This is a genomic window from Geodermatophilus bullaregiensis, assembly GCF_016907675.1.
Lineage (GTDB): Bacteria > Actinomycetota > Actinomycetes > Mycobacteriales > Geodermatophilaceae > Geodermatophilus > Geodermatophilus bullaregiensis.
Map to the genome: position 1 here is coordinate 4,943,823 of NZ_JAFBCJ010000001.1, position 25,580 is coordinate 4,969,402.

The window sequence follows — 25,580 nt, forward strand, 5'->3', positions numbered from 1 at the left end:
CGGCTCACCGGCCCGCCGGGAGCGGCTCGGACTCACCGGCCAGCTGGCCGACCAGCGCGACCGCGGCGCCGAGGTCCAGTCCGGACCCCTTGGCCACGGCGGCGGCCAGCGCGGCCGGGTCGAGGGCGGCCTCGACGGCCGTGACGTAGCGCCCGCCGTCCACCGGGTCCATCCGGAGGGGGTCGTAGCCGACGAGCCGGGCGTTGGACCGCACCGCACCCAGCAGGACGGCGCCGGTGCGGGCCCGGCCGCCCGCGGTGGCGGCGCCGACCGCGGTGAGCAGCCCGGCCAGCGTGCCGGTGGCGTCGCCCTCGCGGTGGGTCAGGTCGACCATCCGCCACAGGTCGCCCAGCGCCTCGTCGGCGCGGCCGAGCTCGGTGAGCACCTTGGCGCGGATCCACAGCACCGACGAGTGCGCCCACGAGTGGCCCAGCCCCAGGGCGAGCTCCTCGGCCCGCGCCAGGTGCGCCAGCGCCCCCTCGGCGTCGCCGGCCACCCGGGCGAACTGGCCCAGCGTCATCGCGATCTCGGCCTGCACCCACTCGATGCCCGAGGCCTGCGCGAGCTCCAGCCCGTGGGCGATGTCGCGGGCGGTCTCCCCGTCGGGGTCGGCCTGGCCCAGCAGCGCCCGGACGAAGCCGCGCAGCACCAGCGCCAGCGCCAGGACGCCGTCGTGCTCGTCGGGAGCCGCGGACACGATCTCGTTGGTGCGCGCCCAGATCGAGGCCACGTCACCGGAGAGGTAGGCCAGCAGCGCGTCCCCGAGCAGCGCGCCGCTGCGCACCCGCGGCGGTGCGTCCGGGGTGGCGTCCAGCGCGCTGGCCAGCCAGCGGCGGCCCTCCTGGACGTGGCCGCGGCGGTACCACCACCACGAGAGCGCGGCGCCGATCCGCAGCGCCAGCTCGCCCTGGCCGGTGGCCAGCGTGTGGGTGAGCGCCGCGCGCAGTGCCGGCTGCTCGGCGTCGAGCCGGCGGGCGCTGGCGGTCCACTCGGCGCGCCGCAGCGTCGGCTCCAGCCGCTCGGTGAGGTCGACGACGTGACCGGCCAGCCGGTCGCGCAGCCGCCGCGCGACGGCCTCGGGGAGGCCCTGCTCGGCGTACTGCCGCAGCGTCTCGAGCACGCGGTGGCGGCCGGTCCCGTGGTCGAGCTCGACCAGCGACTTCGACACGAGCACCCGCAGCAGCTCCCGCGCGCCGCCGCCGACCTCCGGCCCGGCCACCGCCTCGACGGCGTCGGCGCCGAAGCTGCCCGGCAGCACCGCCACGGCCCGGAACACGGCCAGCTCCGGCGGCGTGAGCAGGTCGATGCTCCACTGGACGGTCGCGGCCAGCGTCCGCTGGTGCGGGACCGCGGTGCGCCAGCCGCCCGACAGCAGCGCGAAGCGGTCGTCGACGCGCCCGGCGACCTCGGCCAGCGGCAGCGTGGTCAGGCAGGCCGCGGCCAGCTCCACGGCCAGCGGCAGCCCGTCGAGGGCCACGACCAGGTCGCGGACCCGCGCCAGGTCCTCCTCCGACGGCTCGGCCAGGTGCGGGGCGACCAGCCGGGCGCGGTCGAGGAACAGCTGCTCGGCGTCGCTGCCCGGGGCGCCCGCCGGCATCGGCCCGCAGGGCAGCACCGCCTCGCCGGGCAGCCCGAGCGGCTCGCGCGAGGTGGCCAGCACCTGCAGGTCGGGACACCGGGGCAGCAGGGCCGCGCACACCTCGGCCGCCGCCTCCACCACGTGCTCGCAGTTGTCGAGCACGAGCAGCAGCGGGCGGTCCTGCAGGGCGGTGGCGACGGCGCCGAGCGGGTCCCCGGCGGTGAGGCTGACCCCGAGGACGGTGGCCACCTGCGCGGCGACCAGGTCGGGGTCCTCGACCCCGGCCAGCTCGACCAGGGCGGCGGGCGGGGCGCCGTCGGGACGGCGGCGGGCGGCCTCCAGCGCCAGCCGCGTCTTTCCGCTGCCGCCGGGCCCGACGAGCGTCACCAGCCGGCGGCCGCCCAGCGCGGTGGCCACGGCGGCCAGCTCCCGGGTCCGGCCGACGAAGGCGGTCAGCGGCACCGGCAGCGGGCGCACCGCCGGGGTGGCGGGGACCTCGGCGGCCGGGGCGGCCGCCGGGGCGGGCGGGGCCGGCTGCACGGGCGCGGCGGCCAGCCCCGCGTCCTGGCGCAGGATCCGCTCGTGCAGCTCCTGCAGGGGGCGGCCGGGGTCGACGCCGAGGCCGTCGGCCAGCAGCCGGCGGCCCTCGTCGTAGACCTCGAGCGCCTCGGCCTGCCGCCCGGAGCGGTACAGCGCCAGCATCAGCGAGGCGCGCAGCCCCTCCCGCAGCGGCTCGGCGCGCAGCAGCTCGCGGACGTCGTCGACGATCTCGGCGTGCCGGCCGCGCCGCAGGTCCAGCTCGGCGGCCAGCTCCCGGGCGGCCAGGCGCAGGTGCTCGAGCCGCTCGGCCTCCTCGACGGCGAAGGTCGCCGACACGTCGGCGTAGGCCGGGCCGCGCCACAGCGCCAGCCCCTCGGTGACCGCCGTCCGCGCCGCCTCGACGTCGCCGCGCGCGGCCAGGTCGCGGGCGCTGCGCAGCAGCTGCACGAAGCGGACGGCGTCGACGTCCCCGGGCGCCACGTCGAGCCGGTAGCCCGGCTCGCGGGTGACCAGGAGGGTCCACCGGCCGTTCCTGACGTCCGGCTCGAGCTCGCGGCGCAGCCGCGACACGATCGACTGCAGCGTCGCGGACACCGCGGTGGGCGGCTGGCCGCTCCAGACGCGGTCGACGAGCAGGTCGACGGGGACGGTGCGCCCCGGGTCGACCAGCAGCGCGGCGAGGACGGCGCGGTGCCGCGGGGACGAGGGAGCCAGGAGACGGCCGTCGCGCCAGACCTCGACGGGCCCGAGGACGCGGAACGAGGTCGCGGTCATCGGGAGGCAGGCTAGGGGCTCCCGGGCCGGTCGTGGGGTCCTCCCGGTCCCCAAGCCCGCGACAAGGTCACGGCAAGGGCGCGTGCGCACGCTGCGGGAGCACCGTCCCCTCCCGTCCGGAGCCCGCCATGCCCCCTCCGCCGCTGTCCGCGACCGCCGTCCTGCCGCCCGACCTGGAGGCCTCGCTGCGGGGCCGGCTGTCCCCCGGGGCCGCCGTCCGGGGGTCGGTGGTGTCGGTCGCCGACGCCGCGGACGTCGTCGCCACGGTGCGGCTGGCCGGCCGGCACGGGGTGGCCGTGGCGGGAGGAGGGGACGGCGCGGACGCCGCCCGCGGACTGGTGGTGGACGTCGACGGCCTCGGCGAGCTGAGCGTGTCCGAGGCGGGCTGGGCGCGGGTCGGCGGCGGGGTGCGCTGGCGGCAGCTGGCCGCGGCGGCCGCGCGGCACGGGCTGGCGCCGGTCCCCGGCACGTCGGGTGACGAGCGGGTCGCCGACGCGGTCACCGGTGGCGGCGTGGGCCTGCTCGCGCGCACCTACGGGCCGGCGTCGGACCGGGTGCGCGCGGTGGAGCTCGTCACCGGCGACGGCGTCCTGCGGAGGGCCGCGCCGGACGAGGAGCCTGAGCTGTTCTGGGGCGTGCGCGGGGGCGGCGCGGCGCTGGGCCTGGTCACCGCCGTCGAGGTGGACCTGCTGGCCGCGGGGCCGCGCTACGCGGGGGACCTGTCCTGGCCCGGGGACGACGCGGGCCAGGTCCTGGAGGAGTGGCGCACCTGGTCGGCCGCGCTCCCGCCGCAGGCCGGGACGTCGCTGGTGCTGGTGCGCCTCCCCACGGGGGAGGTGGCCGTGTCGGTGCGCTTCGGCTGGACCGGCGACCCCGGCGACGGCGCCGCCGTGCTCGACGGGCTGCGCGCCCGGCTGCGGCCGGCGCGGGACGACGTCGGCGTCCGCGGCCCGGCCGACCTGGGTGGGGGAGTGGGGCCCGTGACCGGCGTGGAGTCCTCCCTGCTGCTCGACCGGCTCGGGGCCGCCGGCGCCGGGCCGGTGCTGCGGGCCGCCACCGGAGGCTGCGCGCCGCGGACGGTGGAGCTGCGGCTGCTCGGCGGCGCGGTCGGCTGGGTGCCCGAGCGCTCGAGCGCGCTGTGCCACCGTGACGCGCGGCTGGCCGTGCGGGTCGTCGGCGGGACCGGCACCGAGGACCGGGCGGCGACCTGGGCCTGCGCCGAGGAGCTGGCCGCGGCGCTCGACCCCGAGACCGGAGGGCGGGAGCCGGCCCACGGGCACGGCCGCTGGCCCGACGTGCTGGCGCGGACCCCCACGCCGCCCGTCCGCGACCGGCTGACGGCGCTGGCCACGGCCACCGACCCGCACCGGATCCTCGAGGGAGCCGGCCGCGGCCGCCCGCCCGTCCCGGGCCCCGGGACGGGCGGGCGGCCGGTGCGCGGCGGGTAGACCCCGCGCCGGTCAGGCGTGGACGGCGTCGGGCGCGGGCTCGGTCTGGGAGTCGGCCTGCCACAGGTCGGGACCGAAGACCTCGTACTGGACGTCCCGGGCCGGCACCCCCCGCTCGAGCAGCGTGCTGCGGACGGCCTGCATGAACGGCAGCGGGCCGCACAGGTAGTACACGGCGCCCTCGGGCAGCACGACGTCGTCGAGGTCCATGACGCCGGCGTGCACGCCGTCGACCGGCAGGGTGCTCCGTGCGCCCCGCTCGTACCAGGTGTGCACCGTGGCGCCGGGCAGCCGCCGGACGTCCTCGAGCACCTGCCGGCGCAACGCGAACGACTCCTCGTCCACGTCGGCGTGCAGCAGCGTGATGGGCAGGCGCGAGCCCGCCGCGGTCAGGTGGGAGAGCATCCCGGCCATCGGCGTGACGCCGATGCCGGCGCTGATGAAGACCACCGGGCGGCCGGAGTCGTCGAGGACGACGTCGCCGAAGGGCAGCGACACGGTCAGCCGGTCGCCGACCCGGGCGTGGTCGCACAGGTGGTTGGAGACCTCGCCGTCGGGCTTGCCCCCGCCGCGGACCCGCTTGACCGAGAACTGGCGGTGCTCGCCGTCGTCGGCCCTGGTGAGGCTGTACTGCCGCGGCTGCCGCACCCCGTCGGGCATCGGCACCTGGACGGTCACGTACTGGCCGGGCAGCGAGGTCTTGACCAGGTGGTCGTCGGTCCGCTTCAGGCGGAAGGTGACCACCTCGTCGGTCTCCTCGACCCGCTCGGCCACCTCCCACTCGCGCCACACGGTCTCCGGGCGCACCCCGCGGGCGCTGTAGAGGCCGCGCTCCTGGTTGATCAGCGCGTACGCCATCAGCCAGTAGACCTCGTCCCAGGCGGCCGCCACCTCGGGGGTGACCGCGTCGCCGAGCACGTCGGCGATGGCCCAGAACAGGTGCTCGTGGACGACGTCGTACAGCGCCGGCGTGATGCCCAGCGAGGCGTGCTTGTGCGCGATCCGAGACAGCAGGCGCTCGGGGACCTGCTCCGGCGTCTGCACCAGGGCGCTGGCGAAGACGGCGACCGAGCCGGCCAGCGCCACCTGCTGGGTGCCCTCGGCCTGGTTGCCGCGGTTGAAGACCCCGTCGAACAGCTCGGGGTGGGCGTCGAACAGGTGCGCGTAGAAGCGCTTCGCGATCTCCCCGACGTGGTCGGCGACCACGGGCAGCGTGGCCTCGATGACGGGACGGGAGCGGTTCGAGAGCATGGTCCTCCTCCGACGGTCGACGGACGTCGAGCCAGTCTGCGCAGCGGTGGAGTCCCGTGGCACCTGCGCCCTCCCGGCCGGCGGGGCCGGGGGCGACCGCGACCGGCACTCCCCGGCCAGCGACCCTGCCAGGAGAAACCCCGGACGTCGACCGGATCGGTTCCGGAGTGCTAGCCGGTGACCGTGGCTCGTGGATACAGTGCGCCCGGATCCCTCGGCGTCCGCGCGCGGCACCGAGCGCAGCGGCCGGGAGGGATCCTCACGGGGGCGGTGACCGCGGCGGCACGACGCAGCGGCGTCCCGGCCCAACGACGGTCCGGCCAGCAGGCCGGCCGAGGACCACGGGTTGAGGGGGGCGTTCGTGGACATCCCGGCGATGCGGGCCAACTTCGCCAAGGCCGCGGCGGCCGGGGACGAGGCGCCGCTGTGGTTCTACGCGCACCTGTTCCTCACCCACCCCGAGACGCGCCAGCTGTTCCCGGTCTCCATGGCGCAACAGCGCGACCGGTTGTTCGCCGCGCTCGGCGAGGTGGTGGCCCGGGTCGACGACCTCGACGCCCTCGTGCCGATCCTCCGCCAGCTGGGTCAGGACCACCGCAAGTTCGGGACGGTGGCCGAGCACTACCCGGCGGTGGGGGCCAGCCTGCTGGCCACCCTGGAGCACTTCGACGACGACTGGAACGACGCGCTCGCCGCGGACTGGACGGCGGCCTACGGGCTGGTCGCGAAGGTGATGGTCGAGGCCGCCGACGAGGTGGCCGACCAGCCGCCCTGGTGGGACGCCGAGGTCGTCGCGCACGAGCGGCGCACCGTCGACACCGCCGTCCTGCGGCTGCGTCCGAAGGAGCCACTGTCCCACCGTCCCGGCGAGTCGATCTCGCTCGAGACGGAGCTGCGGCCGCGGCTGTGGCGCTACTACTCACCGGCCAACGCCTGCCGGCCCGACGGCGAGCTGGAGATCCACGCGCGGGCACGGCCCGGTGGTCCGGTCAGCACCGCGCTGGTGCGGCAGGTCCACGTCGGGGACGTGCTGCACCTCGGGCCCCCGGTCGACCACCTGCGCTTCGACCCCGACTCGGACCGCGACCTGCTGCTGGTGGCGGGCGGGACGGGGCTGGCGCCGCTCAAGGCGATCGTGGACCACGTCGCCCGCAACGGCCCGCCCCGGCGGGTGGACCTCTTCGTCGGCGTCCGCCTCGAGGAGGACCTCTACGACCGCGCGGACCTGGCGCGGCTCGAGCAGGAGCACCCGTGGCTGACGGTCACCGCCGCCGTCTCCGAGGACGGGGACTCCTCGCTGGCGCACGGGGACGTCGGCGAGGTGGTGGGGCGGTCGGGGCCGTGGGCGAGCCGGGAGGCCTACGTCGCCGGACCGCAGGCGATGGTGGACGACACCGTCGAGCGGCTCCTCGGGCACGGGCTGCCCCGTGACCGCATCCGCACCGAGGTGTTCGCCCCCAGCCGCCCGGGTCCCGATGTCGATGGAAAGGTCACCACATGAGCACGAGCACCGACACCGCTGCGTGGAGCGGCGGCCGGCGGCTGACCCCCGCGGACGTCCGCGACGTGCGGTTCGGCCGGTCCTCGATCTTCCACCCCGGGTACGACGACACCGAGGTGGACCGGTTCCTCGACCGCGTGGGGCAGGAGCTGGACCGGCTGCACGCGGAGAAGGCAGAGCTGCGCGACCGGGTGCACGCCCTGCAGGCCCGGGTCGACGGCGAGGCGCGGCCGGAGGCGCCCTCGGCGCAGGCCGTGGGCATCCTCGCGGCGGCGCAGCAGACCGCCGACCAGTACGTGGCCGAGGCCGAGGCGCTCAGCCGGGTCATGACCACCGAGGCCCGCGAGCACTACGAGGAGCAGGTCCGGCAGGCCCGCGAGAAGGTGGGCGCGATGATCCAGGCGGCCCAGGAGGCCGCGGCGCGGATCACCGGTCAGGGCAGGGGCGGGCTGGTCGCCGGTGAGGGCGCCGCCGACCCGCAGACGGCGGACCTGCAGGAGCAGGTCGTCTACCTGCAGGCCTTCAGCCAGGCCTGCCGCACGCAGCTGCGCTCCTACCTCGAGGCCCTGCTCGACGACGTGGAGCGGGAGTGGGGTGCCGCGCACCCGGACGCGGTGCCGGCTGCGCCGGCCCGCCTCCGGGGCCGGCCCCCCCAGCCGGTCCTCCCGGCTGCCGCGCCGGCCCGCCGTGAGGAGCCCGCGACCGTGGAGGCGGCCGCGGTGCTGCTCAGCGAGGACGCGCTGCGCCCGGACGCCCGGCCCGCGCCCGCGGAGGGAGCCGCGCGTCCCACGCGCTGAGCAGCCCAGTTCCTCGGGAGGCGGCCGGCCCGGCGCCGCGGGCTGTCGCCTGCCGGGACCCACGGAGCGGCAGGGTGCGGCCGTGCCGCGACGTCGCCGCCTCCCGTCCCGGACTGCCGCGTGCCTCCCGCTCGTGTCGGTGTCCACCGGCTGCACGGCCGGGACGTCGAGGGACGCGACGCCCTCGACGACTCCCGCCGCCGACCGGGTCGACGTCGAGCGCAGCAGCGCCCGCAGCGACGACCTGCTCGAGCGGGTGCTCGCCGCCGACGCGCCGGGCTGCTCGGCGGCGGTGGGCGTCGACGGGGAGGTGGTCTGGGCCGGCGCCCGCGGTCTCGCCGACCTGACGACCGGCCGGCCGATCTCCACGTCGACGACGTTCGACGTCGCCTCGGTGAGCAAGCAGTTCACCGCGACCGCGGTGCTGCTGCTGGAGCAGGACGGCGTCCTGTCGCTGGACGACCCGCTGTCGCGGTGGGTGCCGGGCCTGCCCGCCTGGGCCGGCACCGTGACGGTCGACCACCTGGTGCACCAGACGAGCGGCATCCCCGACTACCTGGCCGACCTCGCCGCGGCCGGGGTGCAGGTCACCGACCGGACCACCCAGCAGGACGCGCTGGCCGCGATCGCCGCGCACCCGGACCTGCGGCACCCGGCCGGCGAGCGGTTCGAGTACTCGAACTCCGACTACGTGCTGCTGGCCGAGGTGGTCGCCGCGGCCGCGGGCCGGCCCCTGCCGCAGTTCCTCGCCGACCGGGTGTTCGGGCCGCTGGACCTGGCGATGGTGCTCGACCCCTCCGGTGCCGACCCCGGGAACACCGGCACGTCGTCGGCGCGCAGCCACGTGCGCGCCTCCCCGGGTGCCCCGTGGGAGCCGGCGGGCTCACGGTTCGGGCAGGTCGGCGACGGGTCGGTGCAGACGACGCCGTCGGAGCTGGTGCGCTGGGCCGACGTGTACCGGACGGGGGTGCTCGGTGGCCGGTCGCTGCTCGACGCCCAGGTCGGGGACCCGGCACCGGTCGAGGGGAGCACCGGCTACGGCGCCGGGGTGTACGTCGACCGCGGCGGCGCGCTCTCCCACCCCGGGTCCTGGGCCGGCTTCCTCTCGGGGTTCGCCGTCTCCGCCGACCGCCACGTCGCCGTGGCCGTCTCCTGCAACGGCGACCAGGCCGGCACCGACGACCTCGACCGGATCTGGCCGGTCCTGCGCGGTGAGTGGATGTGAGCGGGCCGCCGCGGGCGGTCAGCCCTGCGCGGGCGTGCGGTCCCGGCGCGGCCGGTAGGGCATGCCGGGGTTGAACACCTCGAGGGTGTAGGCGTCGAGGCGGCGCAGCCAGGAGCGAGCGCGGGTGGTGGTGGTACGGGAGGTCATGTCGTCTCCTCGGGAGTGTGGTCGTGAGGGGACGTCGTCGTCCGTCGGCTGCTCGGGCAGCCACTCCCCACGGTAACCAGGGCTGTTGCGTCCCGGTGTGGTGTCGTTGAACGCGAGGTGAACGTGGGCCGTGACGCTCAGCACGGCCCGTGCACGGCACCGGCGAGTGCCTGCTCGACCGGCGCGGAGCGGCGCAGCACCGCCGGGCGCCCCGCCCGGTGGGCCGCCGCGAGGTGCTCCACCAGCAGCTCGACCACCGGGGGCGACAGCGAGGTCACCGAGCGGGCGTCGATGACCTCGACCCGCGCCGGCTCGCGGCCGTAGCGCCGGTGGAAGGACTCGACGGCAGCGGCGTCGACCGCGCCGGCCAGGCACAGCACGCCGCCGCCCGAGGTGTTGAGCAGGCGCACGACGCCCCGCGCCGCCCGCAGACCGTCGGTCGGGGAGCTCACCGGACCAGTGTTCCCTGCCGGGCCCGGCCCGGCCCGGCGTCCCGGCAGGATGGCGCCCATGGACAACGGGCACGTGTACGTCCCGCGGCTGCTCACCGACGACGCGATGGCCGAGCTCTCCGGGCTCGGCCGACCGGTGCGGGTCGGCCGCGAGGAGCCGCCGACCACCGGGGAGCTGCTCGAGGGTGTGGCCGGCGCGGCCGCGGTCGTCTGCACGCTCACCGAGCGGGTCGACGCCGCCGTGCTCGACGCCGCGGGGGCGCAGCTGCAGGTGGTGGCCAACACGGCCGTCGGCTACGACAACGTGGACGTCGACGCCGCCCGCGCCCGCGGCGTGGTGGTCACCAACACCCCGGGCGTGCTCGACCGGGCCACCGCCGACCTGACGATGGGGCTGGTGCTCGCGGCGGCACGGAGGATCGCCGAGGGCGACCGGTTCCTGCGCCGCGGGACGCCGTGGATCTGGGGCCCGCGGATGATGGTGGGGCTCGACCTCTCGGCCGGGGCGACCCTCGGGATCGTCGGCTTCGGGCGCATCGGCCGGGCGGTGGCCCGCCGGGCGCAGGCCTTCGACCTGCGGGTGCTGGCGACGCCGACCCGCGCGCAGCTCGACGACGACGAACGCGCGGCCACCGAGTTCGTCGAGCTGCCCGAGCTGCTGCGGCGCAGCGACGTCGTCTCGCTGCACTGCCCGCTCACGCCGGAGACGCGGCACCTCGTCGGCGCCGACACGCTGGCGCTGATGCAGCCGCACGCGCTGCTGGTGAACACCGCGCGCGGCGGCGTCGTCGACACCGACGCGCTGGTGACTGCGCTGCGGGAGGGGCGGATCGGCGGGGCGGCGCTCGACGTCTTCGAGGACGAGCCGGCCGTCGACCCGCGACTGCTGGAGCTCGAGCAGGTGGTGCTCACGCCGCACCTGGGCAGCGCGGCGTCGGTCACCCGCAGCGAGATGTGCCGGCTGGCGGTGGCCAACGCGGCCGCCGTCCTGGCCGGCCGGCCCCCGCTGACGCCGGTCAGCTGAGCGACCGGACACCCGCCAGGACGACGGGGGAGGACTGCCCCGCCCAGGTGCCGGTGAGCACGGGGCCGCCGGGCGCCGCGGTGGGCTCGAGCACCCGGTGCACGACCAGCGTCAGCGGCCCGGTGCGGACCGTCGTCGCGGCGTCGGAGTCACCGACGGACAGGCCGTCCAGCGGGCCGACGTCCACCCCCGGCGCACCACTGCCGACGACGGCGGCGTCGGTGGCCCGTGGCGTGGAGCCGTCACCGGTCACCACCTGCTCCTCGGCGCCGGTGCCGCCGGTGACGACCGCCTGCAGGTACGCGGTGACGGCGACCGGGTCGCCGCAGGCGTCGTAGACCCACCGCCGGCCGAGCACGGAGTGCTCCAGGGTGCCGACCAGGTGTGCCTCCTGGCCGGGTGCCGGGGCGCCGCGGTAGGTCAGCGGGACGTGCAGCAGCCGGCCGTCGGCGGTTCGCACGAGGTGGGCCTCGATGCCGACCTCGCCGTCCGGGTCGTCGAAGCGGTAGGCCGCCACCCGCTGAAGGTCGCTGCCGGCGTCGCGTCCCCACGGCCGGGTGGCCACCCAGCCGCTCACCAGCTCGAGCTTCGACGGGGACAGTTCGGCGCGGTAGACGAGTGCCACGGCGCCGACGTTAGAGGCCGGCGCTCGATCGCGGAGCCGGGTGCACCGGGCCGGCCGTCCCCGGGAGCACTGGACCGGGCAGGGACCGACTCCGCAGCGACGCCTGGCCCCCGGCGCCCACGACCCCCGCCTGGCCCCCGGCGTGGGATCGAGGTCGTCGGGGCTGTCGTCGGCCAGGCCCAGGACCAGTTCCGCCTCGTAGGCGGCGGCCATCGCCTTGACCGCCTGCACCCGCTGCACCTCGGTGGCCTTCTGCTCCCGCGACAGCAGCCCGACCGGCAACCGGCGGAACGGCGCAGGCCGCTCGACCAGCCACCCGGCGAGCGCACGCTCCACCGGCGACGCGTGACCGGCGACCTCCTGCACGACCCGAACCTACGACCCGCCTACGACACCTCCGGACCCCCAACCCGCCGCTGACCACGCCTTTCGCGCGGGAGAAGCGGACCCGGGAGGTGCACGGCACCTCCCGGGTGGACGGGGACGCGCCTCCCACGCGGAGGTCGGAGCCGCGGCCCGGCTGGGGGGACGCCTTCGGCCCGGGGACGGGTAGACGTCTCAGACATCTGTTGCGGCGTGGTTCCGAGACCCGCATGATGACGGCGGGCGGGGCCCCGGGGACGACACACCTCGGGTGCGCCCCGCCCGCCAGCTTTCCTGCGCCTGTTTTCGCTGGACGTGTTTCGGCCCACACTCCTGTGGACAAACCGGGAGTGAACCGGCCCCGGCGTGGTCGTGAAGTCCCCGCGCCGGGGCCGTGTCGTCCCCCCGCGGCCGGCTCAGCCGCCGGACGGGTCCCGGTCGCCGCGCAGCGCCGCCCGCACCCCGGCGGCCACGCTCCCGCGCACCGGCAGCCGCGGCAGGACCAGCGCCTGGGCCACGTGGTAGGCGTCGGGCTTGCCGGACCAGGTCGTCGTCCCCACCCGCCCGTCCGGCGTCAGCTCGTGGTGCCAGTTGCCGGTCGCGTCGTCGGCGAAGACCGCGGCGGCGTGCTCCTCCCACCGGCGGCGGTCGTCGTCGTACCGGGCCTCGCCGGTGACGTGCGCGAGGACCGCGGCGGCCCCGATCGCCTCGGCCAGCACCCAGTGCATCCGCGCGGCGACGACGGGGCGGTCGGACCAGTCGAGGGTGTAGACGAAACCGTCGTGACCGTCGGCGCGCCAGCCCCGGTCCACCGCGGCGGCGTACAGGGCCGCGGCGTCCGCGAGCAGCCACCCGGGGGCGTCCGTGCCGAGGACGGCGCGGGTGTGCAGCGCCAGCCGCGACCACTCCAGCTGGTGGCCCACCGTCACGCCGTAGGGCCGGAACGGGTCGGAGGGGCGGTCGGCGTTGTACTCGGGCAGCACGGTCCACGCGGCGTCGAAGTGCTCGGGCAGCCGCCAGTCGCGGGCGCGCGCCTCGCCGTGCACCACCCGCTCGAGCACCCGCAGCGCGCGCCGCCGCAGCTCCCCGGCGCGGTCGGAGGACAGCGCGTCGGCGGCGGCCAGCACCGCCTCGACGCCGTGCATGTTGGCGTTGACGCCGCGGTAGTCGGCGCACGTCGTCCAGCCGCGGTCCCACTCCTCGACGGCCATGCCGGCGGCGTCGTCCCAGAAGTGCCCGTCCCACACCGACAGCGCGTCGGCCAGCAGCGCGGCGCCGCCCGGGATCCCCGCGCTCGCGGCGCTCGCCCCGGCGAGGACGACGAAGGCGTGCACGTAGGCGGCCTTGGTGTCGTCCCCGTCGGGCGAGGCCGGCCAGCCGCCGTGCCCGGCGTCGTGGAACGGCCCGGTGAGCGCCTCGACCCCGTGCCGGGCGAGCTCGTCGGCGCCCGGCCACCCGAGCAGCACCGCGAGGCTGAACACGTGCGTCATGCGCGCGGTCACGTACGTCTCACGCGGCCGCTCGGGGTCGAGCGACCCGTCGGCGGCCAGGTAGCCGAAGCCGCCGTCGTCCCGGCGCGCCCGGGCGGCGAAGGACAGGAGCCGGTCGAGCTCCTCGGTCAGCAGCTCGGGGGAGGGCACGCCGGGACGCTAGCGCGGGTCAGCCCCAGGAGCGCTGCACCCGGCGCTCGAGGCGGACGAGCAGCGCCGGGTAGAGCCGGGGGAGGAGGCGCACCAGCCGGTCGACGGCCTTGGCGTCGTTGCCGACCAGGATCCGCGGCCGGCCGGCCTCGACGCCGTCGACGATGATCGTCGCGGCCTGCTCGGCGGGCATCCTCAGCAGCTTCTCGTCGTACGTCCGGACCCGCGCGCGCTGCTCCTCGGTGACCTCCAGGCCCCGCTCCTCGGCCTCCTGCAGCGACGCGTTGGCGATGTTGGTCCTGACCCCGCCGGGGTGGACCACGCTGACCCGCACCGGGTGCCCGGCGGCGAGCATCTCGCCGCGCACCGTCTCGGTGAAGCCGCGGACGCCGAACTTGCTGGTGCAGTAGGCCGACAGGCCCGGCTGGGCCAGGTAGCCGTTGAGGCTCGAGATGTTGACGACGTGCCCGTCGCCGGAGGCGACCAGGTGCGGCAGGAACGCCTTGGTGCCGTGCAGGACCCCGAAGAGGTTGACCCGCAGCACGCGGTCGTAGACCTCCCAGTCGGTCTCGAGCACCGTGCCGCCGCCGCCGGAGATGCCGGCGTTGTTGTAGACCTGGTGCACGACCCCGAAGTGCGCGGCCACCTCGTCGGCGTGGGCGAGGACGGCGGCGCGGTCGCCCACGTCGAGGCGGGCCGTGAGCACGTCGGCGCCCAGCGCCCCCGCCCGGTCGGCGGTCTCGGCCAGCCCGCGCTCGTCCACGTCGCAGAGCGCCAGCCGCGCCCCCCGCCTGGCCAGCTCGAAGGCGAGCGCCCGGCCGATGCCGGACGCGGCGCCGGTGACGACGGCGACCTTGCCGGCGACGCTGCTCAACGGGGGGCTCCTGTCGTGGTGGGGGAGGTGCGGGCGTGGTCGGTGACGAGTGCGACGAGCCGCTCGACGACGCCGGGGGCGATGTGGTGGCCCATGCCGGCGATCTCGACGTGCCGGGCGCCCGGGACGGCGTCCGCGGTCGCCCGGCCGCCGGTCGGGTGCACCATCGGGTCGCGGTCGCCGTGGACGACGAGGGTCGGGGCGGTGATCCGCCGCAGCTCCGCGGTCCGGTCGCCCGAGGCCTGGATGGCGCTGATCTGACGCGGCACGCCGGCGCGGGCGCGGACGCCGCCGCCGCGCTCCCACAGCCCCACCGCCCAGGCACGCTCCAGCTCGTCGTCGGGCGGGAACGTCGTCGAGCCGATGTGGCCGAGCATCGCCAGGTGCCGGGTCACCGACTCCTCGACGGTGCGCGGCGCGGCGGCGGCCAGCCGCAGGATCGTCGAGCGGGCCGGCTGGCCCACCCGCCGCGAGCCGGTGGTGGAGAAGATCGACGTCAGGGTGGCGACGCGGGCCGGGTGCCTGGCTGCGACCACCTGGGCGATCATGCCGCCCATCGACATCCCGACCAGGTGCACCCGCCCGATGCCGAGCGCGTCGAGCAGGCCGACGGTGTCGGCGGCCATGTCGGTCAGGTCGTAGGCGCCCGGCCGCGGGCGGGCGAGCAGCTGCCGCAGCCGGCCCGGCGGCGGCGTCCCGATCCGGCTGGACCGGCCGACGTCGCGGTTGTCGAACCGCACCACCCGGAAGCCGCGCGCCACGAGGCCGTCGACCATCGGCTGCGGCCAGGACGTGAGGTCGATGCCGAGGCCGGCGATCAGCAGCAGCGGCTCGCCGTCGGCCGGGCCGTCGACGCGGTGGCAGATCCGCGGCCCGGCGGGGAGGTCGACGAAGCGGTCCGCGTCGACCTCGGCCGGCCGCTGCTCGGTCGCGGTCACGCCGACACCGCCTCGGCGGGTCGGGCGGCCCGGGCGGCAGCGGAGAAGTGCAGCTCCGGGTCGGCGACGTCGTCGGCACGCAGCAGCCTGACGTCGGAGCGGTAGTCCATCGACGTCAGCCACGGCATCCGGTCACCCTGGCGAGGCAGCAGGTGGATGGCCCGCTGGACGTAGCCGGCGGCGAAGTCGAGGAACGGCCGGGTCGGCATGTCCGGGTCGGCGGGCTCGGGGCAGCAGGTGTCGTAGCCGTGCGCGTCCATGTACGACAGCAGGCGGGTGAAGTGCTCGCACAGCAGCCCGACCTTGAGCGTCCAGGAGCTGTTGGTGTAGCCGATCGCGTAGGCCAGGTTCGGCACGCCGGAGAGCATCATGCCCTTGTAGGCGACCGTCTCCGGCAGGCTGACCTCGCGGCCGTCGACGGTGAGCCGGATGCCGCCGAAGGCCTGCACGTTGAGTCCGGTGGCCGTGACGACGACGTCGGCCTGCAGCTCGCGACCCGACTCGAGCAGGATCCCGTCCTCGGTGAACGTGGCGATCCGGTCGGTGACGACGTCGGCCGTGCCGTTGCGGATGGCGCGGAACAGGTCGCCGTCCGGGACGGCGCACAGCCGCTGGTCCCACGGGCCGTACGGCGGCTTGAAGTGCTCGTCGACCGGGTAGCCCGCCGGCAGCTGCTTGGTGTTGACCCAGCGGATGAGCCGGCGGGCCCGCTCGGGGTGCTTCTGGCAGAACTGCCAGATCAGCCGGCCCTTGGCGATGTTCTTGCGCCGGATGAGGGGGTACGCCCGCTCCTCGCCGAGCCACCTCCGCAGCCGGTTGGCCAGCCTGTCCTCCGAGGGCACCGGCATGACGTAGGACGGCGTGCGCTGCAGCATCGTGACCCTCGCCGCGGTCTCGGCCATCGCGGGCACGAGGGTGACGGCGGTGGCGCCGCTCCCGATGACGACGACGCGCTTGCCCGCGTGGTCGAGGTCCTCGGGCCACGCCTGCGGGTGCACGATCCGGCCGCGGAAGCGCTCCCGGCCCTCGAAGACCGGGGTGAAGCCCTCGTCGTAGCGGTAGTAGCCACCGGCGGCGAACACCCAGCCGGCGGTGAGCGTGCTGCGCTCCCCGGTGTCGGTGCGCTCGACCTCGACCGTCCAGCGGGCGTCCTCCGACGACCAGGACGCCGCCAGCACCTTCGTGTGGAAGCGCACCTTCTCGTCGATGCCGTGCTCGGCCGCGGTCTCGCGCAGGTAGGCGAGGATGCGGTCGGCGTCGGCGATCGAGCGGGCGTCGCGCCACGGCTTGAACTCGTAGCCGAAGGTGTGCAGGTCGGAGTCCGACCGGATGCCCGGGTAGCGGAACAGGTCCCACGTGCCGCCGGTCGCGCCGCGGGCCTCGAGCAGCGCGACGGAGCGCCGCGGGTGGTCGCGCTGCAGGTAGTACGCGGCGCCGATGCCGGAGATGCCGGCACCGACGATGACGACGTCGAGGTGCTCGACCGGCGTCGCGGGAGAGGTCACGGAGGCTCCAGGGTCGGGGACTGCAGGGGGGCGCTCCGTCCCACGATCCGTGCCCGTCGCGGTCGACACCAGGACGACGTGCACCAGGATCCTCCGCAGGTGGTGCACACTGCCCGGGTGACCGACTGGCCGGCCGTCTCCCCGCGGGTGCGCGACCTGTTCCGGCGGGGCGCGGAGGTCGCGCTGGACCCGCGGGCGGCCTGGGTGGAGGAGATGCACGCCGCGGCCCTGGGCGGCAGCCGCATGCGGCCGGTCGCCGAGGACCCCGTGCTCGCCGCGGCGACCCGGCGCTCCACGCTGGCCAACCTCCTGCACTGGGCCGCGGCCAACGTCCAGCACCCCGGGGCGCGGGTGCCGGTGGACCTCGGACCGGAGGTGCTCGAGGCCGCGCGGGACCTGGTGCGCCGCGGACTCGACCAGAGCGGCCTGGACGCCTACCGGACGGCGCAGGGCGTGGCCTGGCGCCGCTGGATGGAGATCTGCTTCGAGCTGACCGGCGACCCCGCCGAGCTGCGCGAGCTGCTCGACGTCTCGGCGCTGTCGATCACCACCTTCGTCGACGACACCGTGGCCGCGGTCTCGGAGCGGATGCTCGCCGAGCGGGCCGAGCTCACCCGCGGCGCGCACGCCGACCGGCGGGCCGCGGTGACCCTGCTGCTGGAGGGCGCGCCGCTCGGCCGGGCCCGCGCCGAGGCGCAGCTCGGCTACGGCCTGGCCGGACCGCACACCGCGGCCATCGTCTGGAGCGGCTCCGGCCGCGCGGCCCCCGAGCAGCTCGAGGCCGCGGCGGAGGCAGCGGTCCGGGCGAGTGGCGCCCCGCACCGGCTCACCGTCGTGGCCAGCGCCGCGGCGCTGTGGGTGTGGCTGCCGGTCGGCACCGCGCCCCGGACGGGCGACCTCGCCGCCGAGCTGGCGGGCGCCCCCGACGTCCGCGTGGCCGTGGGCCGGCCGGGCCGCGGCGTCGAGGGCTTCCGGCGCAGCCACCTCGACGCCGCCACCACCCAGCGGATGCTCACCCGCCTCACCTCGCCGCAGCAGGTGGCCCGCTACGAGGACGTGCAGCTCGTCGCGCTGCTCACCAGCGAGCCCACCGCGGTCGACGAGTTCCTCGCCGACACCCTCGGCGGCCTGCTCACCGCGGACGCCGACACCCGCGGGACCGTCCTGACCTACGTGCGCGAGCTGGGCAACGCCTCGCGGACGGCCGCCCGGCTGTACACCCACCGCAACACCGTGCTGCGCCGGCTGGCCCGCGCCGACGAGCTGCTGCCGCGGCCCCTCGCCGACGACGTCCTCGGCGTCGCCGCGGCACTGGAGGTCCTGCGGTGGCGCGGAGCCGCCGGCTGACCGGAGCCGCGAGTCGGCACCGGGGTGCGGATCCGGACGATCCCGTCCACGATGGGCGCAGGGGACGGTGGAGGTCGACGATGGCGATGACCCTCCTGCCGCGCTACGGCGTGGCCCGTGCCGCGCTGACCGTCACGGCCCGCGTGGCCGTGACCGGCGCGAGCCTGGCCGCCGTGCCCGCCCTCGTCACCGCCGACCTGCTCGGGGCCTCGACGCGCACGTCGGCCCGTGCGGTGCGGGCGGCCGCCGGGCTCACCGACCGCTCCGTCGACCGGGCGCGGACGGCCGCGGTCTCCGGCGTCCGCGCGGTCGGCACGCTGGTGACCGGGGCCGACCCGCTGCCCACCGGCCGGGTCCGCGACCTCGCCGTCGCCGCCCGGGGCCTGTTCGAGCCGCCGGACCAGCGGCGCACGCCGCGCACGTGGGCCGACTCCGGCTTCGTGCAGGTCGAGGTCCCGGAGCCGGCGCCGGACGCCCCACCGGACGCCGGCCGTGTCCTGCGCGAACGGCTCGAGCGGCTCGAGGGCGTGCGGTGGGCGGCGGTCAACGAGGTGGTCGGCCGGGTGCTGGTCGCCGTCGACCAGCGGCGGGTCGGCGTCGACGACGTGGTCGAGACGGTCGGCGCCCTGCACCGGACGGCGGCCGGCGACGACGGGCTGCCCGAGCGCGAGGACCACCCCGCCGACCTCGAGCCGGTGCTGGCGGCGTTGGCCTCGGCGGCCGTCGACCTCCTCGCCGTCGGGGTGGCCGCCGCCGGCCGGGCGCTGCCGGTCCCGCCGCTGTCCCGGCACGTGACCCTGGCCCTGCCGCTGCTCGACTCGCAGGACTGGCTCACCCGCGCGCTGACCCGGCGGATCGGTGGCGTCGGCACCGGCCTGGCCTTCGACGGGCTCTCGGCACTCCTGCACTCGCTGACCCAGAGCCCGACGGTGCCGGCCCTCAACGCCATCGGCTCGGTGCAGCAGGCGCTGGAGGCGCGCGCCCGCCGCCAGGTGTGGCGCCGTCGCGAGGAGGACCTGTGCCGCCCCCGGCCCGGCGACCGGGTGGGCGGTCCGGTGTCCGACGACGGCGGGCGGCCGGTGCCGCTGCCCCCGGGCACCGTCGAGCGCTACACCGCGCGGCTGGGGCCGGCGACCACCGCCGTCGCGCTGCTCGTGTTGGCGCTGACCCGCCGGCCCGGCCGCTCGGCCGACCTGGTCAAGGCGCTGAGCCCCAAGGCCGCGCTGCAGGGGCGGGAGTCCTTCGCCGCGACGCTGGACCTGCTGATGTGCCGGTCCGGCGTGGTGCCGATGGACGGGTCGGTCTACCGCCGCCTGGACCGCGTCGACTGCGTGGTCGTCGACGGCGCCGCGCTGTGCACCGGCCCGCCGGTGGTGCTGGAGGCCACCTCCGAAGGCGAGGCCGGTGGTCAGGACTGGGACGACGCCCGCGTGTGGACGGCGGCGTCGCGGCTGCTGGACGGCGACGCCGGCGCGGACGGGGGGCGGGGCCCGGACGGCACCCGTCTCGGGCCGCCGCGGGAGACGCCGGAGGCGCCGGGCGCGCAGGTGCGGACCCTGCTGCACGGCCGGCGCCGGGTCGGGACGGTCGTCGTCGCCCGGGAGCTCGACCCGCACGCGGAGGCACTGCTGGGCGCGGCCGGCTCGGCCGGGCACCTGGTCGTGCTCACCGCGCACGCCGGCGCCCGCGACGTCGCCGGCATGGCCGGGCAGGTCGCGCCGGCCGACGAGCCGCTCGCGCGGACCGTGCGCCGGCTGCAGGGCGAGGGGCACGGCGTCCTGCTGGTCACGGCCACCGACGCCGCCGCGCTGCTCGCCGCCGACGTCGGCGTGGCCCCGGTCGGGCCGGAGCACTCGCCGGCCTGGGGGGCCGACCTGCTCACCGGGCCCGGGCTGGCCCCGGTCTGCCGGGTGGTGTCCGCGACGGCCGACGCCCGGGCGGTGAGTCGCCGGTCGGTGCAGGGCGCCGTGACCGCCAACGTCCTCGGCGCGCTGCTCGCCGCGGTCGGCTCGGCGCTGTACGGGCAGCGGAAGGCGACCACGCCGGGCAAGACGGCCACCCTGGTGGCGATCGCCGACGGCGCGTGGACGGCGGTCCGGGTCGCCCGCCGTCCGGACCCCGCCGTGTCGGTGCACACGCCCTGGCACGCGCTCGACCCCGACGACGTCCTCCGCCGGCTGGCCGCGCTGCCCGACGCGCCCGGGCCGCGGTCCCGCCGGCGCGTCCCCGGCGCCGCGCTGCTGCGGGGGCCGCTCCGGTTCGGGCGGACCGTGGCCGCGGAGCTGGCCGACCCGCTGACCCCGGTCCTCGGCGCCGGCGCGGGCGCCACCGCGGTGCTCGGCGAGAGCGCCGACGCGATCCTGGTCGGCAGCGTGACGGTCGGCAACGCGCTGCTCGGCGCGCTGCAGCGGATGCGCGCGGAGACGGCGCTGGAGTCGCTGCTGCTCGAGCAGGACGTCCTCGCGCACCGCGAGACCGACGGCGGCCTGGAGGAGGTGCCGGCCGGGCAGCTGCGGGTCGGCGACGTCGTCGCGGTCTCCTCCGGCGACGTGGTGGCCGCCGACGCCCGGCTGCTCGAGGTGGCCGACCTGGAGGTCGACGAGTCGAGCCTGACCGGCGAGTCGCTGGCCGTGGCCAAGTCGGTGGCGGCCACGCCGGGCGCGGAGGTGGCCGACCGCCGCTGCATGCTCCTCGACGGCACGACGGTGGTGGCCGGCACCGGCCGGGCCGTCGTCGTCGCGGTCGGGACGGCGACGCAGGCCGGGCGGGCGGCGCGCGCGGCCGGCCGGGCGGCCCCGCCGGCGGGGGTGCAGGCCCGGCTGGCCGAGCTGACCCGGTCGGTGCTGCCGCTGACGCTGGCCGGCGGCACCGCGGTCACCGCGCTGGGCGTGCTGTGGCGCCGTCCGCTGCGCGAGGCGGTGGGGTCCGGGGTCGCCGTCGCGGTCGCCGCAGTGCCGGAGGGGCTGCCGCTCGTGGCCACCGTCGCCCAGCAGGCCGCGGCCCGGCGGCTGTCGACGCGGGGCGCCGTCGTGCGCAGCGCGCGGGTGCTGGAGGCGCTGGGCCGGGTCGACACGGTCTGCTTCGACAAGACCGGCACGCTCACCGAGAACCGGCTGCAGGTGGTCCGGCTGGTCCCGCTGGCGGCCGGCGACTCCGACGGACCCGCCGACGAGGAGCTGCTGCGGCTGGCCGCGGCGGCCGTCGGCGCCGGCGACGACGAGGCGCACGAGACCGACCGCGCCGTGGTGGCCGCCGCCGCCGACCGCGGCGTCGCGGCCGACGGGGAGGCCGAGGCGTCGGTGCCGTTCGCCACGGGCCGCGGCTTCTCCGCCGCGCTGCGCGACGGGCTGCTGGTGGTCAAGGGCGCGCCGGAGGTGGTGCTGCGCCGGTGCACCGATCCCGGGGACGCGGCCCGCCGGGTGCGGGAGCTGGCCTGCGAGGGACTGCGGGTGCTCGCCGTCGCCGACCGCGCCGTCGAGGGCCGGCCCGACGACCTCGAGGCGGCCGCCGACGGGCTCACCCTCCGCGGGCTGGTGGGGCTGGCCGACACGGTGCGGCCGTCGTCGGCGGCGGCGGTCGAGCAGCTGCGCGCGGCCGGGGTGCGGGTGCTGGTGGCCACCGGCGACCACCCGGAGACCGCCGCGGCGATCGCCGCGCAGGCCGGGGTCCCCGGCGCCGACCGGGTGGTGACCGGCGCGCAGCTGGCGCGCGCCTCGACGGCGGAGCGGGCGCGGCTGGTGGCCGACGCGGCGGTGTTCGCGCGGCTCTCGCCGGAGCAGAAGGTGCTGCTGGTCGGCGCGCTGCGCCGCGCCGGGGCGACGCTGGCCATGACCGGCGACGGGGTCAACGACGCCGCGGCGATCCGGCTGGCCGACGTCGGGGTGGGCGTGGCCGGCGCGGAGTCCCCCGCGGCCCGCAGCGCCGCGGACCTGGTGGTCACCGACTGCGACCTCACCCGGCTGGTCGACGCCGTCGCCGAGGGGCGGGCGCTGTGGTCGCGGGTGCGCGACGCCGTCGCCATCCTCGTCGGCGGCAACGCGGGGGAGGTGGCCTTCACCGTGCTGGGCACCGCGTTCGGCGGGCGGGCGCCGCTGGGCACCCGTCAGCTGCTGCTGGTCAACCTGCTCACCGACATGTTCCCGGCGCTGGCCGTCGCCGTCGCCGCGCCGCGGGCCGCGGCTCCCTCGTCCGACGGCGGGCCGCTGGCCGGGCACCCGCTGGAGGCGGTGCTGCTCGCCGGTCCGCAGCGCGGGTTCACCGCCTCGGTGCGGGAGCTGGTCGCCGTCCGCGGGGTGGCGACGGCGGCCGGCGCCACCGGCGCCTGGGCGACGGGGCGGCCGACCGGCCCGCGGCGGGCCGGCACCATGGGGCTGGCCGCGCTCATCGCCACCCAGCTCGGGCAGACCGCGTGGTCCGGGCGGCGCAGCCCGCTGGTCCTGGCCACGGCAGCCGGGTCGCTGCTCGCGCTGGTCGCCGTCGTCCAGACGCCCGGGGTGAGCCGGTTCTTCGGCTGCACGCCGCTGGACCCGCTGTCGTGGCTGGTCGTCCTCGCCTGGGCCGCCGCCGGCACCGCCGGCGCCGAGGTGCTGCCGCGGGTCCTCAAGCGTGCGGCTGGGAACCGCGGGACGGCGTCCGGCCCGGGGTGATGTGCGTCTGCGGGGCGTTCGCGGCCGTGGACGCGCCGCCACCGCACACCACCGGGGTCGAGGTCCTGGGCGGTCGCACGGGTCGCGTGCGCCGTCGCTCGTGTCCCTCGAGGCGGCCTGTGGGACGCGTCGGGCCTTGTGACGATCGTGGTTGTGACGTCAGCGACGGGCGCGAACGCGCAGCAACGTCAGCGTTCGCTGGCGCCAGTCCTGCCCGGGCGTGCCCGTCCAGCAGCACACACGACGCAGCCCCTCGGGCTCGGTCATCAGAACATCCCGTTGTCGTTGGCGGAGTGGTCGGGGATGACCTGCAGGACATCCCAGTGCTCGACGACCTTGCCGTTCGGGTCGAGGCGGAAGATGTCGATGCCGGCGTAGTCGTGGTCGCCGGGCCAGGTCTGGTGGCAGTGCAGGACGACGTGGTCGCCCTCGGCGATCACGCGGACGAACCGCACCTGCTTGCCCGGGTGGTCGCGGGCCATTCGCTCGAAGTACTCGACGAAGGCGCTCTTGCCGTCCCCGACGTGCGGGTTGTGCTGGATGTAGGTGTCCCCTGCAAAGCGCTCCAGGGCCTCGGCCGGACGGCACTGGTTGAACATGAGGTCGTAGAAGGACCGCACCGTGTCCTTGTTGCGCTGCATCTGGTCGGAGGTGGTCACGGTCGGCTCCTTCGACGAGACGGCAGGGGAGCTGAGACGGCGCGTTCGCCGAGACACTGCTGGCCGCGCCAACAGCGGGCAGGCGGGGTGGATTCCCCTCGCGGGGACCGTCCGGTGGAACGACCGTCCGAGGTCCTGGACGGACGCCGACGAGGTGTCCCTCTGTGGGGGCTGCTCAGGGGCACCGCTGCCGGACGAGGATGGCGGCGTTCCACCGCACCCGCCGACGAACGCCCACCCGGGGACCGGACGAGATCATGCATGCGCAGCACACCGTCGTCGAACCGCTGACGCGTGACCGCGCCGAGGCGCTGCTCGAGGGAGACGACGCCTTCACACGCCGGTTCGGCCACCGGGTGGCCGACGGCTACCTGGAGTTCCCGGAGGCCCTCCCCGCAACCGTCCAGGCGCTCCGGGACGGTGGGGAACCCGACTGGTCCAGTCACCTGATCATCGACCCCACGACGGCCACGGTCATCGGTCTCGGCGGCTTCAAGGGTCCACCGACCGACGGGTCCGTCGAGATCGGCTACAGCATCGCTCCGGCCCACCGGGGACGCGGCCACGCCACCGACGCCGCCCGCCGCCTGGTCGACATCGCGACCGCCCGTGGGGTGGCGCTGGTGTGTGCCCACACCCTCGCTGAGGAGAACCCCTCGACAGCGGTCCTCCGGCGTCTGGGCTTCCGACGCACCGGCGAGCTCGTCGACCCCGAGGTCGGCGCCGTCTGGCGCTGGGAGCGCACGGCCGACACGAGGCACCCGTAGCGCCGGGGAGCGGCGAGTTGTCGACGCAGCTGCTGCGGGAGCGCTCCTGCAGCGGCCACCCGAGCACACCGGGCGGCTGCAGGGGAACACGACCGCACCGCTACCCCGGAGGACGGACGACGACCGAGAACCTGCCGTCCGACGACGGCCGCGGGCCCGCCGTGGCGGGCCGCCCAGGGACCTGGGCAGTCCTGGCCTGCGCGAGACCGGACGTCAGGCGGTCGCGAGGATGCGCTGCAGCGCCGCCTCGACGTACTCCTCGTGCAGCTCCCGGACGAGGTCCAGGCGGTCCTCGGCGACGGCGGCGTTGACCCGCCACACGTAGCTCTCGTGCAGCTCGGTCAGCTCTGCGTGCACGGCTCCTCCTCCCGTCGGTGTCCCCTTCAGTGTCCTGCGGGGAGCAGCGCGGGAGCGGCAGGACGGGCTGCCGATCGAGTCACACCGGGGTGCGCCGGCCGCGGACGCTCAGCTCCGCACCCGCAGCAGCACCTTGCCGGTGGCGCGGCGCTCGTCGAGCTCGGTGACCGCCGCCGCGGCGTCGGCCAGGTCGTGCACCGAGCCGATCACCGGCCGCAGCCGGCCCTGCTCGAGCAGTGGCAGCAGGTCGCGCCACTGCTCCTGCACGTAGCCGGGCTCGCCGCTCCAGAAGGCGCCCCAGCCGACGCCGACGACCGAGACGTTGTTGAGCAGCAGCCGGTTGACCTTGACCGTGGGGATCTCGCCACCGGTGAAGCCGAGGACCAGCAGCCGCCCCTCGCGGGCGAGGCTCCGCACCGAGTCGGTGAACCGGTCGCCGCCCACCGGGTCGGCGACGACGTCGACGCCGCGGCCGCCGGTCAGCTCCTTCACGCGCTCGCGGAAGCCGTCGGCGAGCACGACCTCGTCGGCGCCGGCGGCCCGGGCGGCCTCGCCCTTGGCCTCGCTGGACACCACCGCGAGCACGCGGGCGCCGTAGGCGCTCGCCAGCTGGATGCCTGCCGTCCCGAGACCACCCGCGGCACCGTGCACGAGCACCGTCTCGCCCTCCTGCAGCCGGCCGCGGCGGCGCAGCGCGAAGTGTATGGTCAGGTAGTTCATCGGCAGCGCGGCGCCCTGCTCGAGGCTCACGCCGTCGGGGAGCGGGAAGACGAACCCCGGGTCGGCGGCGGCCACCTCGGCGAAGCCGCCGAACCCCGGGAAGGCGGCCACCCGCTGACCGGCGGTGAACCCGCTGCCCTCCGGGGCGCTGCGCACGACGCCGGCGACCTCGCTGCCGGGCACGAACGGCACCGGGGGCTTGAGCTGGTACTCGCCCCGGCTGAGCAGCACCTCGGGGAAGGTCACGCCGGCGACGTGGACGTCGACGACGACCTTCCCGCCGGCGTCGGGCTCGGGGACGTCGACGACCGAGATGGCCGACGGGCCGTCGAGGGTGGCGATCTGGGCGGCGCGCACGGGGCCTCCTGCACGGGCGGTGGACCGGGACCGCGAGGATGTCA

The 25,580-nt window shown here is 76.9% G+C and carries 20 protein-coding genes; 8 read left to right on the forward strand and 12 right to left on the reverse strand.

Annotated elements, in window-relative coordinates:
• Positions 1-4 precede the first annotated feature (4 nt).
• Positions 5-2,893, reverse strand: coding sequence for an AfsR/SARP family transcriptional regulator (locus tag JOD57_RS23775; protein WP_204694280.1), 2,889 nt, complete (start codon positions 2,891-2,893; stop codon positions 5-7).
• A gap of 128 nt (positions 2,894-3,021) precedes the next feature.
• Between JOD57_RS23775 and JOD57_RS23780 the strand changes: the two genes are divergently transcribed.
• The gene (locus JOD57_RS23780) at positions 3,022-4,341 is read left to right on the forward strand and encodes an FAD-binding oxidoreductase (RefSeq protein WP_204694281.1); all 1,320 of its coding nucleotides are present in this window, start codon (positions 3,022-3,024) and stop codon (positions 4,339-4,341) included.
• A 12-nt stretch (positions 4,342-4,353) separates the two neighbouring features.
• Here JOD57_RS23780 and JOD57_RS23785 read toward each other — a convergent pair whose 3' ends face one another.
• Entirely contained in the window at positions 4,354-5,592 is a 1,239-nt protein-coding gene (locus JOD57_RS23785; RefSeq protein ID WP_204694282.1) for a globin domain-containing protein, read from the reverse strand.
• 346 nt (positions 5,593-5,938) lie between these two features.
• Here JOD57_RS23785 and JOD57_RS23790 point away from each other — a divergent pair, with 346 nt between their 5' ends.
• The 3 genes from JOD57_RS23790 (at position 5,939) to JOD57_RS23800 (ending at position 9,115) form a co-directional block, all read left to right on the forward strand.
• Positions 5,939-7,093 (forward strand): globin domain-containing protein, encoded by a 1,155-nt coding sequence (locus JOD57_RS23790; protein WP_239568764.1) that lies wholly within the window; start codon positions 5,939-5,941, stop codon positions 7,091-7,093.
• A complete protein-coding gene (locus tag JOD57_RS23795) occupies positions 7,090-7,890 on the forward strand; it encodes a DivIVA domain-containing protein (protein ID WP_204694283.1) in 801 nt (266 codons plus the stop codon). The genes JOD57_RS23790 and JOD57_RS23795 overlap by 4 nt, the downstream gene beginning before the upstream one ends.
• Before the next feature lie 139 nt (positions 7,891-8,029).
• Positions 8,030-9,115: a serine hydrolase domain-containing protein gene (locus JOD57_RS23800; protein ID WP_204694284.1), complete on the forward strand. Its 1,086-nt coding sequence runs from the start codon at positions 8,030-8,032 to the stop codon at positions 9,113-9,115.
• Between the two features lie 18 nt (positions 9,116-9,133).
• Here the strand turns inward: JOD57_RS23800 and JOD57_RS26545 are convergent, their stop codons facing one another.
• Positions 9,134-9,262, reverse strand: a complete 129-nt coding sequence (locus JOD57_RS26545; RefSeq protein WP_275582119.1) for a hypothetical protein — start codon at positions 9,260-9,262, stop codon at positions 9,134-9,136.
• 137 nt (positions 9,263-9,399) lie between these two features.
• Complete coding sequence (locus JOD57_RS23805; protein ID WP_204694285.1) at positions 9,400-9,714, reverse strand: hypothetical protein; 315 nt, start codon at positions 9,712-9,714, stop codon at positions 9,400-9,402.
• Positions 9,715-9,772: 58 nt separating this feature from the next.
• On the opposite strand from JOD57_RS23805, the gene JOD57_RS23810 reads away from it, so the two are divergent.
• A complete protein-coding gene (locus JOD57_RS23810) occupies positions 9,773-10,738 on the forward strand; it encodes a 2-hydroxyacid dehydrogenase (RefSeq protein ID WP_204694286.1) in 966 nt (321 codons plus the stop codon).
• Here the strand turns inward: JOD57_RS23810 and JOD57_RS23815 are convergent.
• From JOD57_RS23815 to JOD57_RS23835, 5 genes are all read right to left on the reverse strand, one after another.
• Positions 10,731-11,729: a CG0192-related protein gene (locus tag JOD57_RS23815; protein ID WP_307824899.1), complete on the reverse strand. Its 999-nt coding sequence runs from the start codon at positions 11,727-11,729 to the stop codon at positions 10,731-10,733. The genes JOD57_RS23810 and JOD57_RS23815 overlap by 8 nt on opposite strands.
• 413 nt (positions 11,730-12,142) lie before the next feature.
• Positions 12,143-13,366 carry an AGE family epimerase/isomerase gene (locus JOD57_RS23820; protein WP_307824900.1) on the reverse strand — a complete coding sequence of 408 codons (1,224 nt, stop codon included), beginning with the start codon at positions 13,364-13,366 and terminating at the stop codon, positions 12,143-12,145.
• A 19-nt stretch (positions 13,367-13,385) separates the two neighbouring features.
• On the reverse strand, positions 13,386-14,240 hold the full coding sequence (locus JOD57_RS23825; protein ID WP_204694287.1) for an SDR family NAD(P)-dependent oxidoreductase: 855 nt from the start codon (positions 14,238-14,240) through the stop codon (positions 13,386-13,388).
• The gene (locus JOD57_RS23830; RefSeq protein WP_204694288.1) at positions 14,237-15,178 is read right to left on the reverse strand and encodes an alpha/beta fold hydrolase; all 942 of its coding nucleotides are present in this window, start codon (positions 15,176-15,178) and stop codon (positions 14,237-14,239) included. The genes JOD57_RS23825 and JOD57_RS23830 overlap by 4 nt, the downstream gene beginning before the upstream one ends.
• Complete coding sequence (locus tag JOD57_RS23835; RefSeq protein WP_204694289.1) at positions 15,175-16,683, reverse strand: flavin-containing monooxygenase; 1,509 nt, start codon at positions 16,681-16,683, stop codon at positions 15,175-15,177. Before JOD57_RS23835 ends, JOD57_RS23830 begins: the two co-directional genes overlap by 4 nt.
• 117 nt (positions 16,684-16,800) lie before the next feature.
• On the opposite strand from JOD57_RS23835, the gene JOD57_RS23840 reads away from it, so the two are divergent.
• Complete coding sequence (locus tag JOD57_RS23840) at positions 16,801-18,030, forward strand: PucR family transcriptional regulator (protein ID WP_307824902.1); 1,230 nt, start codon at positions 16,801-16,803, stop codon at positions 18,028-18,030.
• Between the two features lie 80 nt (positions 18,031-18,110).
• Entirely contained in the window at positions 18,111-22,676 is a 4,566-nt protein-coding gene (locus tag JOD57_RS23845; protein WP_239568767.1) for a cation-translocating P-type ATPase, read from the forward strand.
• A gap of 266 nt (positions 22,677-22,942) precedes the next feature.
• Here JOD57_RS23845 and JOD57_RS23850 read toward each other — a convergent pair whose 3' ends face one another.
• Positions 22,943-23,335: a nuclear transport factor 2 family protein gene (locus tag JOD57_RS23850; RefSeq protein ID WP_204694291.1), complete on the reverse strand. Its 393-nt coding sequence runs from the start codon at positions 23,333-23,335 to the stop codon at positions 22,943-22,945.
• A gap of 257 nt (positions 23,336-23,592) precedes the next feature.
• On the opposite strand from JOD57_RS23850, the gene JOD57_RS23855 reads away from it, so the two are divergent.
• On the forward strand, positions 23,593-24,102 hold the full coding sequence (locus JOD57_RS23855; protein ID WP_204694292.1) for a GNAT family N-acetyltransferase: 510 nt from the start codon (positions 23,593-23,595) through the stop codon (positions 24,100-24,102).
• Between the two features lie 213 nt (positions 24,103-24,315).
• Here JOD57_RS23855 and JOD57_RS23860 read toward each other — a convergent pair whose 3' ends face one another.
• Positions 24,316-24,459 carry a hypothetical protein gene (locus JOD57_RS23860; RefSeq protein ID WP_204694293.1) on the reverse strand — a complete coding sequence of 48 codons (144 nt, stop codon included), beginning with the start codon at positions 24,457-24,459 and terminating at the stop codon, positions 24,316-24,318.
• A 108-nt stretch (positions 24,460-24,567) separates the two neighbouring features.
• Positions 24,568-25,536 (reverse strand): NADPH:quinone oxidoreductase family protein, encoded by a 969-nt coding sequence (locus tag JOD57_RS23865; protein WP_204694294.1) that lies wholly within the window; start codon positions 25,534-25,536, stop codon positions 24,568-24,570.
• Positions 25,537-25,580 lie beyond the last annotated feature (44 nt).